Consider the following 14,490-nt stretch of genomic DNA (forward strand, 5'->3'; position numbering starts at 1 on the left):
GAAATAAAATATAAGTTTTTAATCAACTTAACAAACTATTTTAATAGAATTAATGTAGTATTTGATAAAATAAATACATTAGATTACATATAAGAAATTTTCATAAATTAATAATTTAGAAAGAGTTATAAAAATGAAAAATAAATTAAAATTTATATTACCTGTTTGTTCCATTTTACCCTTAATAACATTTTCGTGTAACAAAAATGTAAAATCTAAAAATGATAATTCAAATGAGATGACTGAATTTGAAAATTTGAGTTTATCACAAATGATTTCAGAATTAAATAATCAATATAATGAAATGAATAAAAATTTCATGTTTCGGCCTGATTCAAAATCCACTGCTAAGAGTTTAACAGTCTATAATGATAGTAATTATAAACAAGAAATAAATTCAATTCTTGACATAATAGGAGAAATAATAAATTCAGAACAATTAAGAGGAACAAGAGACCAAACTAAACCGTTAGATCAAGACTATGGGATTAAAGAAAAAAATGACGAAATTTTAAAAATTTATACCCCAAATGATGATTATTTCAAAAGTGAAGGAAAATTTACATTATTAATAAACGCTTTACAATCACTAGTTTTAGATTTAATTGCTCAATTTGATAGAAATACAATAAGTATTAATGAATTAATTAACAAAGATAATAAAAATAATATTTATTCATTTAAACAAAATGTTGATGCTGATAAATTGATAAATAATGAAAATTGAAGCAATGTTATTAAATATGATTATAATAAAATAGGAAGTCATTTAGCAAACATATCAACTAGTTTGTGAAAAAATCAATTAAAAGATATTTCTAAAATAGTTATTTACGATTCGCAAGGTCGTGGTGAAAATTCTTCACATAATCATTCTCATGCTAGTGCAAACATGGTTTTTGAAGTTATGAAATTAATAGAAACATTACAAGATGAAAATAGTTTTAAAACAGAATATCTAGAAAAGAAACAACAACTTTTAGATGATTTACAAAATAATACTCTAATACTCAAAGAATATCAAAAATTGTTTACTAAAATTGATTTCTTATTAAATTGTGATTTATCACTAGGTTTTAAATATGCATATGATGCTAAAAAAACAGCAGAAAAACTAATTCAAAATCAAAAAATATTAGCCAAAAAAACAGGCCGTAAATTAGATTTTAAAACATTATTTCCAGTCATTAAATTAGCAGATGGTAGTGATCCTGAATAAGATAAGAGATTTTAAATCTCTTTTTTTTATAAAAAAAACACCAATTAGGTGTTAATAATTTGAATAACTTAAAATATATCAAATTGGTAAAAAATCTAATTTTTGACTTAGAGCAATAAATAATATTAAACCTATTATTAAAAATAGTACTAAAAAATCTCTTCATGAAAAATATAATTTTCTATATCTAGTTCTCTTTGAATATGGATCATAACCTCTTGTTTCCATTGCATTCGATAAATCCTCAGCTTTAGCAAACGAAGTAACAAACAAAGGAATTATTAGTGTTGTAAATGATTTAGCTTTTTCTTTTAATTTACCATTTTTAAAATCGATACCGCGGCTAGATTGTGCTTTAACAATTCTATGTGCTTCATCAAGTAATGTTGGTATAAAACGAAGTGATATTGAAATAATCATAGCAATTATATGAGTAGGAATAAACAATAACTTTAAAGGCAATATTAAATCCTCAATAGCTTTTGTAAGTAAAATAGGTTTTGTAGTAATTACAAATAAACTTGTTGCCATAATCATTATATAAATTCTTATTACCAAAGCAAACGTTCTACCTAAAACTGCTCAATTTATAGAGTACACATAACTACTATTTTGATATATTACTCATTCAAATTTCATAAAATTAGTTAACATATACGATTGAATGTTAGAAATATCTAAAATCGGTTGATATGCTAAGGAATTAATTGTATGTTTCATAGTATATATATTTATGACAAATAAAAATATTCCTATAAATGCTGGCATTCGTAACATTTTAAAAATAGATGATATTTTTCTTGAACCAATTAAATAAGCAATTAATAATGGTATTAATAAAATTGCTAAAGAAAAAAAGAAATCAGCAATAAAAGTTAAAACAATATAAGTGATAACTATTGAAAGTTTTAATCTAGGATCTAGTCTATGAATAAATGTAACATTATATGAGTAACTACCTATTGGATTATTCATTAAACCCTCCTTTGTTTTTAATGTAATTAGTTAAAAATAAAGCTAATTCACTAATCGATGTAACTTTTGGTACATCAATTTTTTTTGCTTTCAATTTAGAAACAAAATTTAATAATTTTGGTGGTTCCATATTATTTTTTATTAAAAATTCAGTATCACTTAAAACATCATAAGATTTACCATCTTTAACAATTTGTCCATCTTTGAAAATTAAAACACGTTTTGTAACTTCTAACACATTATCTAAATCATGAGTTACTATAATAATTGTTTTTCCTTGTTTATGTAAATTTACAAAAATATCCAATATTTCTTTTACACCAACTGGATCCAAACCAGCAGTTGGTTCATCAGCTACTATAACATCAGGTTCCATAGCTAAAATTCCAGCTAATGCAACCCTTCTTTTTTGCCCTCCAGATAGTCCAAATGGGGATTTTTTTAAATACGAATTATCTAAACCTACTAAATTTAAATATTTTTTTGCTCTTTCTAATGCCTCTTTTTGACTAACACCAAAACTTTTTGGTCCAAAAGCTATATCTTTTTCAATCGTTTCTTCGAACAATTGATATTCAGCAAATTGGAACACAACACCAACTCTTTTTCTCAAGTCTTTAGCTCTTTTAACCTTTTTACGTCATGTTGGAATTAATTTATAGGAATCAACAAACTTAATAATTTCTTTGCTTTTTTTATTATATTTTTCATTATCAAAAATTCACTCTAGTGAACCACCAGAAGGCAATAAAAGAGCATTCAAATGCTCAATAAAGGTTGTTTTACCACTACCTGTTTGACCGATTATACCAATAAATTCTCCTTGTTTTATTTCTACAGAGACTTTGTTTAATGCTTTAAATTCCATTGAAGTTTTTTTACTAAATACATGTTCTAAATCTTTTACTTTTATTTGCATAACTTCTCCAATAATTCATCTTCATCATATGTTGGATCAATTCCTTCAATTTCTTCGCTCAATTTATAAATAAATGGAGAATCTATTTTAGCTAATTCAATTATTTTTTTATTTTTTAAAATATCTTTTGGAGACCCTTCAGCAATGATTTTACCTTCTGAAAATACTAAACAATAATCAGCTAAAATAGCTTCGTCCATATCATGCGTTATTGAAATTAATGTCTTTTCTCTAGTTTGTTGAATATCTCTAATAATTTTAAGTACTTTAGTTTTACCTTTAGGATCTAACATTGATGTTACTTCATCAAAAATTATAATATTTGGATTTAGAGCTAAAACACTAGCAATAGCAACTCTTTGTTTTTGACCACCAGAAAGTAATTGTGGTTCTCTGTTTAAATAATCTTTCATCCCTACTGCTTCAGACAATTTATCGATAATTGGTTTCATATCTTTTTGTTTTACTTGTTGATTTTCTAAACCAAAAGCAATATCATCTTCAACCGATGCTCCAATAAATTGATTATCTGGATTTTGAAAAATAATACCGATTTGTTTTCTTACTTTACGTAATGTTTTACTAGAAATAACTGTACCATTTATTTCAATTGAACCTTGTAATGGTTTATATAATGCTACAAGCAATTTACTGAATGTACTTTTCCCTGAACCATTATGTCCTAATATAGCTACATACTTACCATCAGGGATTTCTAAACTGATATTGTCTATTGCATTTTTTTTATTTCCAGGATATTTAAAAACTAAATTTTGTACTTTTATCATAATGTATATTATTATATTAAATATATAATAATTTAATAGTAAAGTATTAAGGAATAATCAATTTTATTTGTTTCAAGAATAAAAAAACTATATTCAACATTGTGAATACAGTTTAATTTAATTAAAACTCAATGATAAATGTAAAATTATTTAACTAATTCAATAATTGCCATAGGAGCATTATCTCCGCTACGAGAAACTAATTTGTAAATACGTGTGTATCCACCATTTCTTTTAGCATATTTTGGAGCAATTTCTTCAAAAAGATATTTGAGTAAATCTTTATTATCATTAACTAAAGTAGGACGTAAAAAACTTGCAACTATTCTTCTATTTGCTAAAGTTGGATTTTTTGCTTTTGTAATTAATTTTTCAGCATGTCTTCTTAATTCTTTAGCTCTAGTTAAAGTTGTTGTAATGCGACCGTGAGCAAATAATTCACTTACTAATGTACGCATCACACCTTTTCTTCATTTAGTATCACGACTATATATTTGTTTTGGATTAGCCATTATTCTTCTCCTTTACTTAGTTCATATCCGTGTTCTTTTAAACGATCTTGAATTTCTTCTAATGATTTACGCCCAAGGTTTTTGGTTTGTTCTAATTCTTCATATGTCATTGCTGCAATTTCAGAAATTTTAGTTTTTCCAATTCTTTTTAAAGCATTCAATGAACGTACTGAAAAGTTTAATTGATTGATATCCAAATCATTTTCTTTTTCTTCAGTAGGAACTTCAACTTCTTCATTAAATACATCTAATTTCATTTCGTCTACATCACCAATTAATTTAAAATGAGCAACCAAAATTTCGTTAGCTTGTTTTATTGCTTTTTTAGGATCAATTGTTCCGTCTGTAGTAATAGAAAATGTTAATTTTTCTTCAATTTTAGGCGAAGCTGAATTTAATTCTTCAACCTCATATTTTACTTTTTCAATTGGACTGAAGTTACTATCAGTGGCAATAAAAATACCTTTTTTAATATTACTTTCAATTTTCGATGTAAACAATGAATTATTAGATATGAATTTTTTGTTTTGTTCATTAGATACAAAACCTCTACCTGCACGTAAATATAATTCAACATTTAAATTACCTTTAGCAGTCAATGTTGCTAAGTGTAAAGTTTTGTTAACAATTTCAATACTTGAATTTTGAACTTCAAGAAATCTAGAGGTAATACTTCCTGGTTCATTTACCTTTAATGTAACCTTAATAATTTCATCATCTGAAACTAATTCTGGATCATATTGAAATTTTATTTTTCTGAAATTCATAATTAATGCAGTAACATCTTCAACCACACCTGGAATTGTTTGAAATTCGTGATCTACACCTTCAATTCTAATAGCAAATAATGCTAATGAAGTGATGTTTGATAATAATACACGACGCAAAGCAACACCAATTGTTTGACCGAAACCACGTTCTAGTGGATGTACCGCAAAAGTTGTTTCATTATCAGATTCTTGATTAGGTTTGTTAACTTCAAGATATTCTAATTTTGACATTCTTTCCATAATTAATACTCCTTAATTATCTTTGTTTTTCACGTTTAAGAATACGTTTAGGAGGACGTGTTCCATTATGTGGAACAGGTGTAACATCTTTAATTTCTGTTACTGTAATACCTGATACTTCAATTTGTTTTCTAGCTGCATCTTTACCAGCACCTAGACCTTTTAATTCAACTTTAACGCTTTTAATACCATGTTCTTTAGCAGCTTCGCTTGCTGCTTGAGCTGCTAAACCTGCAGCATAAGGTGTTTTCTTTTTGGTGCCTTTATATCCTATTGCACCTGAACTACTTCAAGCAATAACGTTACCTTTTTCATCAGCAAAAGTAATAATTGTATTATTGTGTGTTGAGTGAATGTGGCAAACACCATTTGTTATATTCTTTTTCTTTGTTTTTCTAGCCATAACTAAATCCTATTTACCTTTCTTACCCGCAACAGTTTTTCTTGGACCTTTACGTGTACGAGCATTCTTTTGAGTGCTTTGACCACGAACTGGTAGTCCTTTACGGTGTCTAATTCCACGGTAGCATTTAATTTCCATTAAACGTTTGATGTTTAATGATACTTCACGGTGTAAATCACCTTCTGTTGTATATTCTTTAGCTGCTTCACGAATTGCTGATAATTGTTCTTCTGTTAAGTCTTTTACTCTAATGTTTTCATCAATTTTTGCTTGTGCACAAATTTCTTGTGCTCTAGTTCTTCCAATACCAAAAATGTATGTTAATGAAATAACTACACGTTTGTTATTTGGAATTTCAATGTTTAAAATTCTAGCCATTAAATATTCCTATCCTTGTCTTTGTTTGTGTTTAGGTAGTTTGCAAATAATTCTAATAATCCCTTTACGTTTGATAACTCTACAATCTTTACACATTCTTTTTACACTAGCTCTAACTTTCATTTTATCTCCTTATTTGTGTCTGTAAGTAATACGGCCTAAACTTAAATTGTAAGGACTTATTTCTACATCCACTGTATCACCTGGCAAAATACGTATATGATTTACACGCATTTTACCTGAAATGTGAGCTTTAATTAATATGCCGTTTTCAAGTTCCACTTCATACTCATCAGAAAATGCTTGCTTGACAACAGCTTTCATCTTAATAGCGTCTTTTGCCATTTAGATTCCTTTCGTCAATATAACACCCTTACCATCTTTTATTAATACTGTATGTTCATAGTGTGCAGAATTTAAACCGCTAGCGCTAACAACGGTTCATTTATCTTTCTTAACTTTAACTTTTGCATTTTTTTGCAAAATCATCGGTTCAATACATATGACCATATTATCTCTTAATAAAGGTCCGGTATGCGGTTTTCCATCATTGAAGACATTAGGATCTTCATGAACATCACGACCAATGCCGTGTCCGCAATATCCCATAGGGGTATAAAGATTATTTTTTCTAATAACTTGACCAACTGCATAACTTATGTCGCCAACTCTTGCACCGGGTTTAATTGCCTTAACACCAGCTTCAAAAGCTTCTTTAGCAACTCTAATTATTTTTTGATCTTCTTTTGTGATTTTGCCTACACCTTTAGTGAAAGCGCTATCACTATTCATTCCATTATAAATGCAACCTACATCTATTTTTACAATGTCACCATTTTTTATTATGTAGTCACTCGGAATGCCATGAATCAATTCTTCATTTATTGAAATGCAACATGTACCAGGAAAGCCATACAAGCCTTTAAATGCTGGTCTCGCACCTCTTTTTATTATTTCATTAAAAGCGATTGAATCAAGTTCTTTTAATGAAACCCCTGGTCTTATAAAGTCATAAATAATTTGTTTAACTTCTGCCAGGATTTGACAACACTTAGTAATATTTTCAATTTCGCGTTCACTTTTTATTGTAATCATGAAATCCTCTTTCTTAACTAACTAATTGTCATATTTTAGTATTTGTTAATTCTAACAAAAAAATTAATTTTTAAAAACTTTTTTCACAATTCTTTTAGCAATATCTTCTGGTTTACCACTTGCATCAAAAGAAATTAAGCGTTTTTCTTTTTTATAATACTCTAACAATGGAGCAGTTTGTTTATGATAAACTTCTTGTCTTACTTTAATTGCGCTAACTTCATCGTCTTTACGAGTAATTAACTTAGCATTACATTTATCACAAAATTCACCGTTCTTAGAAGGCATAAAATCAATATGAAAATTTGATTTACATTGAGGACATTGACGTCTTCCACTTAAACGTTTTAAAATTAATTCATCAGGTGCATATAGTTCAACTGCAACATAATTAAAATCATTTATTTTATCTAAAAAATAAACTTGTTCAATTGTTCTAGGATAACCATCTAACATAACTTGTTTATTTTGTAAAGTAAATTCTTGTAATTTATTCTTAACAATTTCATTTGTTATTTCATCTGGAACATATTTACCAGATTCTACAATTTGAGCAACTTTAAGGCCTAATTCACTTTTAGAAGCAATCGCTTCACGAAAAATGTTTCCTGTTGACAAATGAATAATATTATTTTCTTTACTAATAACGCTTGCAACTGTACCTTTTCCCACACCAGGAGGACCCATAAAAACAATATTTATTTTTTTGTTTTCTATCATAATAATCCATCTCCATTTGTTTTTGTAATATTTTTATCTTGTTTTGAATCTGTATCAAAAGGATCAACTTCTTTATATTTATTTTCAAATGCAATTTTTTCACTAACAGCACGAGAAAGTAATTTTTGTTTTGCTAATTTGGTTGTTTTTTTTCTTGCTAAAAATTGTTGAATAGTTTCAAGAGAAACAGTAACTAAAATCATCATTCCTGTTCCGCCAAATGCAATGACTGCCGGCAATTTTAAAACAATAATCATAAGATACTGTCAAGAAGCAAGTAAAACTAAATAAAATCCACTAAATGTTGATAGTCTCATAACAATACCAATTAAGTAATCTTCAGTTTGCTCACCGGGCTGAATACCAGGAATAAATGTTGAATTTTTAGCAAAATCTTCACTAATTTTATCAACTCGAGATTGCTGAATACCCATAATAAAACTAAAGAAAAATGTAATAACTACTAACAATGAAAGACCTAAGGGTTTTGTAAAATTAAGGTTTTCATTCATTCATAATTTAGCACTATTTGTATCTGGCAATATTCTTGCAATCATTAAAGGAAAACTAATTAACATAGTAGCAAAGATAATTGGCATAATTCCACCAGGATTTAATTTAATTGGTAATTTACCCATTTCATTTAAATTTCTACTACGGCCAGCTCCTATTTGTTGAATTGGAACGTGACGTTCAGAATTATAAATAAGAGCAATCACAAATAGTAGAGAAGCATAAACAAATAAATAAGTTAAAAATTTAAGTGCTCCAACAAATTGTGTCGTACTACTATCTGAACCAACAAAATAATTAAATGCTCCTTTAAATTGTCCAGGTAATTGAAAGCTAATACCCACAAAAATAATTAAACTAGTTCCATTTCCAATTCCTTTGTTAGTAATTTGTTCTGCAATAAATAAAGAAAACAAAGAACCGCCAATTAAAATCATAGGTAAAATAAAGTATGTTGTTACTCCGAGAGAACTTACAGTTCCAGTAATAGGTTCCAGTCTAATAAATGGATTTTCACCAAATGCTAATGATTTGGTCAATAATATAGCCTGTGGAAAAGCAATAATCAATGTCAATATACGAGTAATAATATTTAATTTTCTTCTTCCTTGCGGACCACTTTGACTTAATTTTTGAACAGCTGGAAATGCTCTAGTTTGTAATAAAGACATAATTAATGATGCATTAATGAAAGGACTAATTCCCAATGCTACAAGTGAAAAACTTTTTAACCCACCACCACCAACAAGATTCAATGTATTAAAAAAAGCATCATTACTTAATTCATTAGAATTGTTTAATTTAACAAAAGGCGCTGTTATTGTTGTTGCAACAATATATATCGATAATAATATTAAAGTAAATAATATTTTTTTTAGCATTTCTTTTGATTTTCAAAAACGAACTCAAAAATGTTTTAATTTGAACCAAAATTTACTAAAACTATAATTTAAATTACTAAATAATTTTCTCACTTGCACTCCTATAAATAATTATTTTATCTAGTTAGTACTAAATAAAATAATACCTTAATATTATATATTAAAGTAACTTTTTTAGTACATATTAATACTTGTTTTTTAGTTTTGTTTTACCGAAAAAACTATATTTTATTTTTTATTACAATTTTAAAATAAAAAAAATGCCTTTCGGCACAAATTATTCTCTGAAAACTGAATAGTAATTATTTATATGTCATATATACGGTTCATTGAAATGTCTAACAATACACATTACTTTTAAACCGTTCGATTTATTAGTATTGGTCAGCTCAACACATTACTGTGCTTACACCTCCAACCTATCAACCTCATAGTCTATAAGGAATCTCAAGGGAATACTTATCTCTGAGGAGGCTTCCCACTTAGATGCTTTCAGCGGTTATCCTTTCCGTACTTAGCTACCCAGCTATGCTCCTGGCGGAACAACTGGAACACCAGTGGTACGTCCACTCCGGTCCTCTCGTACTAAGAGCGGCTCTCATCAATATTCCAACGCCCACATCAGATAGGGACCAAACTGTCTCACGACGTTTTGAACCCAGCTCGCGTACCGCTTTAATGGGCGAACAGCCCAACCCTTGGAACCGACTCCAGCTCCAGGATGCGATGAGCCGACATCGAGGTGCCAAACCTTGCCGTCGATGTGATCTCTTGGGCAAGATAAGCCTGTTATCCCCAGGGTAACTTTTATCCGTTGAGCGACTGCCATTCCACAATGTACAGCCGGATCACTAAGTCCTGCTTTCGCACCTGCTCGACTTGTAAGTCTCACAGTCAAGCACACTTCTACCTTTGCGCTCTACATACGGTTTCTGACCGTACTGAGTGTACCTTTGAACGCCTCCGTTACTCTTTAGGAGGCGACCGCCCCAGTCAAACTACCCATCACGCACTGTCCTCCTACCTGATTATGATAGCAAGTTAGAAACTCAATATAACAAGGGTGGTATTTCAAGGATGACTCCACTGTTACTAGCGTCCCAGTTTCAACGTCTCCCACCTATCCTACACATGTTAGACCAAATTTCAATACGAAATTGTAGTAAAGCTCCATGGGGTCTTTTCGTCTTGATGCGGGTACCCAGCGTTTTCACTGGGACCATAATTTCACCGAGTCTAGTGTTGAGACAGTTGAGAGATCATTGCGCCTTTCGTGCAGGTCAGTATTTAGCCGACAAGGAATTTCGCTACCTTAGGACCGTTATAGTTACGGCCGCCGTTCACCCGGGCTTCATTTCAACGCTTCGCATAAGCTAACGCATCCACTTAACCTTCGGGCACTGGGCAGGCTTCACCCCCTATACATCACCTTGCGGTTTAGCAGAGAGCTGTGTTTTTGATAAACAGTTGCCCCTCATAATTTACTGTGACCTATGTGTTACCATAGGTGCCCCTTCTCGCGAACTTACGGGGTCATTTTGCAGAGTTCCTTAACACTAGTTTTCTCGCTCGCCTTAGAATACTCATCTTGGGGACGTGTGTCCGTTCTCGGTACAGGTTTCCATATATTTAAAGTTTAGAAGCTTTTCTAGGAAGCGTGAACTCATCTAATTCGCTTGCGCTATGCCACTCCTCCCGGTTATGAATTACGGATTTGCCAATAATTCCCAGTTGAAGTTTACCCCACAATCCAGTAAGTGGTAAGACTATCCTTCTCCGTCACTCCATCACATATATAGAAAGTACAGGAATATTAACCTGTTGTCCATCGATTACGCTTTTCAGCCTCACCTTAGGACCTGACTAACCCTGGGTGGACGAACCTTGCCCAGGAAACCTTCCCCAATAGGCGTCGTAGATTCTCACTACGAATCGTTACTCATACCGGCATTCTCACTTCTTAGCGCTCCACCAGTCCTCACGGTCTGACTTCATTGCCCTAAGAACGCTCCTCTAACGTACATAATTGTACCCGTGGCTTCGGTATCGTGTTTTAGTCCCGTTAAATTGTTGGCGCAAGATCTCTTGACTAGTGAGCTATTACGCACTCTTTAAAAGATGGCTGCTTCTGAGCCAACTTCCTAGTTGTTTATGAAATCTCACAACCTTTCTCACTTAACACGATTTTGGGACCTTAGCCGACGATCTGGGTTGTTACCCTCGCGAGCCGGGACGTTAGCACCCCGGTTCCGACTGCATGACAATACACAATGGTATTCGGAGTTTGATTATAGTCAGTACCGCTAGGCGCGGCCATTCCATATTCAGTGCTCTACCACCAAAGTTTAACATCACACGCTAGCCCTAAAGCTATTTCGAGGAGAACCAGCTATCTCCAAGTTCGATTGGAATTTCTCCGCTATTCACAAGTCATCCGGGCACTTTTCAGCGTACTACGGTTCGGTCCTCCACTTGGGATTAGCCAAGCTTCAACCTGCTCATGAATAGATCACATGGTTTCGGGTATATGTCAACATACTAAATCGCCCTATTAAGACTCGATTTCTCTACGGCTCCGCTTTTATCTGCTTAACCTCGCATGTTAACATAACTCGCCGGTCCATACTGCAAGATGTACGCCATCACCCATAAACGGGCTCTGACTAATTGTAAGTAAGTGGTTTCAGAATCTATTTCACTCCCCTCTCGGGGTTCTTTTCACCTTTCCCTCACGGTACTAGTTCACTATCGGTGTCTGGTTAGTATTTAGCCTTACCGGGTGGTCCCGGCAGATTCAGACAGGGTTTCACGTGCCCCGCCCTACTCAGGATACGATCAAGAGATTTAACAATTTTGCATACGGGGATATCACCCTCTATGTCACTTCTTCCCAAAAGCTTCTGCTATCATTAAATTTTGTAACTCTATGTAGATCGTCCTACAACCCCACTTAAAAGTGGTTTGGGCTCTTTCTCGTTCGCTCGCCGCTACTAAAGAAATCATTATTTATTTTCTGTTCCTCATGCTACTAAGATGTTTCAGTTCACATGGTGTCTCACTCTTAATCCTATGTATTCAGATTAAGGCAGCTAGGCATTACCCTAGCTAGGTTTCCCCATTCGGAAATCCCCGTTTCATAGCACATATCCGGCTCCACGAGGCTTATCGCAGGTAATCACGTCCTTCATCGACTTCCAGACCCAAGGCATCCACCACAAACTCTTCCTTATTTAAAAGTATTTTCCTATTGTTTTAGTTTTGTTGATGTGTATTTTAAGACATTTCAATGAATCATATGTGTTATATGATTACTCGATGAATCAAAACAAATTAACCAAAATTAATTTATTTGATGTCGTTGTAAATATTTTAAAATAATTTACTATTCAGTTTTCAAAGAACAATTTTGAGAGTTTTGTTCTCTCAAAACTAGATATAAAGCTTTTAGACCTAAAAAAGCACATGACAATTATTATATAAGTAGGTCTAGTAAATTAAGGTTAATGTCTTTTAAAATAAAAAGACTGTTGTACTCCGTAGAAAGGAGGTGATCCATCCCCACGTTCTCGTAGGGATACCTTGTTACGACTTAACCCCAGTCACCAGTCCTGCCTTAGGCAGTTTGTTAATAAACCGACTTCGGGCATTACCAGCTCCCATGGTTTGACGGGCGGTGTGTACAAGACCCGAGAACGTATTCACCGTAGCGTAGCTGATCTACGATTACTAGCGATTCCGACTTCATGTAGTCGAGTTGCAGACTACAATCCGAACTGAGAAAGGTTTTTTGAGGTTTGCTCCATGTCGCCATTTCGCTTCTCTTTGTACCTTCCATTGTAGCACGTGTGTTGCCCCACTTGTAAGAGGCATGATGATTTGACGTCGTCCCCACCTTCCTCCCAATTACTCGGGCAGTCTCCTTAGAGTGCTCAACTAAATGTTAGTAACTAAGGATAAGGGTTGCGCTCGTTGCAGGACTTAACCGAACATCTCACGACACGAGCTGACGACAACCATGCACCATCTGTCATTCCGTTAACCTCGACTATGTCTCCATAGCTTTGCGGAAGATGTCAAAAGTGGGTAAGGTTCTACGCGTATCTTCAAATTAAACCACATGCTCCACCGCTTGTGCGGATCCCCGTCAATTCCTTTAAGTTTTATTCTTGCGAACGTACTACTCAGGCGGATCATTTAATGCGTTAGCTGCGCCGATGAGTTCCCCATCAGCTAATGATCATCGTTTAGGGCGTGGACTACCAGGGTATCTAATCCTGTTTGCTCCCCACGCTTTCGTCTCTCAGTGTCAGTATATGTCCAGTAAGCTGCCTTCGCCAAATTGGTGTTCTTCCTTATATCTACGCATTTCACCGCTTCACAAGGAATTCCGCTTACCTCTACATAACTCTAGCTTGCCAGTATCCAACGCGGTTTGGGGTTGAGCCCCAAATTTTGACGCCAGACTTAACAAACAACCTACAGACGCTTTACGCCCAATAATTCCGGATAACGCTTGCAACCTATGTATTACCGCGGCTGCTGGCACATAGTTAGCCGTTGCTTTCTAATAAGGTACCGTCAGAACAATATCATTTCCTATACTGTTTTTTCTTCCCTTACCACAGCAGTTTACAATCCATAGGACCTTCATCCTGCACGCTGTGTCGCTCCATCAAGCTTTCGCTCATTGTGGAATATTCCCTACTGCTGCCTCCCGTAGGAGTCTGGGCCGTATCTCAGTCCCAGTGTGGCGGATCAGTCTCTCAACCCCGCTAAACATCATCGCCTTGGTGGGCCTTTACCTCACCAACTAGCTAATGTTGCGCACCCCGATCCTTTAGCGGTCCAAACGGACCTTTTGTATCATCTTCATGCGAAAATGATAGGTATTTGGTATTATCAAATGTTTCCACTTGCTATCCCAATCTAAAGGGTACGTTGAGTACGTGTTACTCACCCATTCGCCGCTAAGTTCCGAAGAACTTCGCTCGACATGCATGTATTAGGCACACAGCCAGCGTTCATCCTGAGCCAGGATCAAACTCTCGAAAAAATTGACTGTCATGTTTATATATAT

At 33.2% G+C, this 14,490-nt stretch carries 13 protein-coding genes and 2 rRNA genes; 1 reads left to right on the forward strand and 14 read right to left on the reverse strand.

Annotated features, from left to right (window positions below):
• Window positions 1-133 precede the first annotated feature (133 nt).
• Entirely contained in the window at window positions 134-1,219 is a 1,086-nt protein-coding gene (locus tag T388_RS0102125; RefSeq protein WP_027120681.1) for an MAG5150 family histidine triad lipoprotein, read from the forward strand.
• Between the two features lie 51 nt (window positions 1,220-1,270).
• On the opposite strand, the gene T388_RS0102130 is transcribed toward T388_RS0102125, so the two are convergent.
• From T388_RS0102130 to T388_RS0102195, 14 genes are all read right to left on the reverse strand, one after another.
• Window positions 1,271-2,194: an energy-coupling factor transporter transmembrane component T family protein gene (locus T388_RS0102130; RefSeq protein WP_027120682.1), complete on the reverse strand. Its 924-nt coding sequence runs from the start codon at window positions 2,192-2,194 to the stop codon at window positions 1,271-1,273.
• On the reverse strand, window positions 2,187-3,113 hold the full coding sequence (locus T388_RS0102135) for an energy-coupling factor transporter ATPase (protein ID WP_027120683.1): 927 nt from the start codon (window positions 3,111-3,113) through the stop codon (window positions 2,187-2,189). Before T388_RS0102135 ends, T388_RS0102130 begins: the two co-directional genes overlap by 8 nt.
• The gene (locus tag T388_RS0102140; protein WP_027120684.1) at window positions 3,104-3,901 is read right to left on the reverse strand and encodes an energy-coupling factor transporter ATPase; all 798 of its coding nucleotides are present in this window, start codon (window positions 3,899-3,901) and stop codon (window positions 3,104-3,106) included. The genes T388_RS0102135 and T388_RS0102140 overlap by 10 nt, the downstream gene beginning before the upstream one ends.
• Before the next feature lie 146 nt (window positions 3,902-4,047).
• Complete coding sequence (gene rplQ, locus T388_RS0102145) at window positions 4,048-4,413, reverse strand: 50S ribosomal protein L17 (protein ID WP_027120685.1); 366 nt, start codon at window positions 4,411-4,413, stop codon at window positions 4,048-4,050.
• Window positions 4,413-5,423: a DNA-directed RNA polymerase subunit alpha gene (locus T388_RS0102150; RefSeq protein ID WP_027120686.1), complete on the reverse strand. Its 1,011-nt coding sequence runs from the start codon at window positions 5,421-5,423 to the stop codon at window positions 4,413-4,415. The genes rplQ and T388_RS0102150 overlap by 1 nt, the downstream gene beginning before the upstream one ends.
• Window positions 5,424-5,439: 16 nt before the next feature.
• Window positions 5,440-5,826, reverse strand: coding sequence for a 30S ribosomal protein S11 (rpsK, locus tag T388_RS0102155; RefSeq protein ID WP_027120687.1), 387 nt, complete (start codon window positions 5,824-5,826; stop codon window positions 5,440-5,442).
• A 9-nt stretch (window positions 5,827-5,835) separates the two neighbouring features.
• Window positions 5,836-6,204: a 30S ribosomal protein S13 gene (gene rpsM, locus T388_RS0102160; protein ID WP_027120688.1), complete on the reverse strand. Its 369-nt coding sequence runs from the start codon at window positions 6,202-6,204 to the stop codon at window positions 5,836-5,838.
• Between the two features lie 9 nt (window positions 6,205-6,213).
• A complete protein-coding gene (gene rpmJ, locus T388_RS0102165; protein WP_027120689.1) occupies window positions 6,214-6,327 on the reverse strand; it encodes a 50S ribosomal protein L36 in 114 nt (37 codons plus the stop codon).
• A gap of 9 nt (window positions 6,328-6,336) precedes the next feature.
• The gene (gene infA / locus T388_RS0102170; protein WP_027120690.1) at window positions 6,337-6,549 is read right to left on the reverse strand and encodes a translation initiation factor IF-1; all 213 of its coding nucleotides are present in this window, start codon (window positions 6,547-6,549) and stop codon (window positions 6,337-6,339) included.
• Complete coding sequence (gene map / locus T388_RS0102175) at window positions 6,550-7,299, reverse strand: type I methionyl aminopeptidase (RefSeq protein ID WP_027120691.1); 750 nt, start codon at window positions 7,297-7,299, stop codon at window positions 6,550-6,552.
• A 63-nt stretch (window positions 7,300-7,362) separates the two neighbouring features.
• Entirely contained in the window at window positions 7,363-8,019 is a 657-nt protein-coding gene (locus tag T388_RS0102180; protein ID WP_027120692.1) for an adenylate kinase family protein, read from the reverse strand.
• Window positions 8,013-9,506 (reverse strand): preprotein translocase subunit SecY, encoded by a 1,494-nt coding sequence (gene secY, locus T388_RS0102185; protein ID WP_245598350.1) that lies wholly within the window; start codon window positions 9,504-9,506, stop codon window positions 8,013-8,015. Before secY ends, T388_RS0102180 begins: the two co-directional genes overlap by 7 nt.
• Window positions 9,507-9,766: 260 nt before the next feature.
• Window positions 9,767-12,649: ribosomal RNA gene (locus T388_RS0102190) — 23S ribosomal RNA — on the reverse strand.
• Window positions 12,650-12,953: 304 nt separating this feature from the next.
• Window positions 12,954-14,466 (reverse strand): 16S ribosomal RNA (locus tag T388_RS0102195).
• The 16S and 23S rRNA genes sit together here, the layout of an rRNA operon.
• Between the last annotated feature and the right edge of the window lie 24 nt (window positions 14,467-14,490).

It is taken from the genome of Mycoplasmopsis lipofaciens ATCC 35015 (assembly GCF_000686585.1).
Classification (GTDB): domain Bacteria; phylum Bacillota_I; class Bacilli_A; order Mycoplasmatales; family Metamycoplasmataceae; genus Mycoplasmopsis; species Mycoplasmopsis lipofaciens.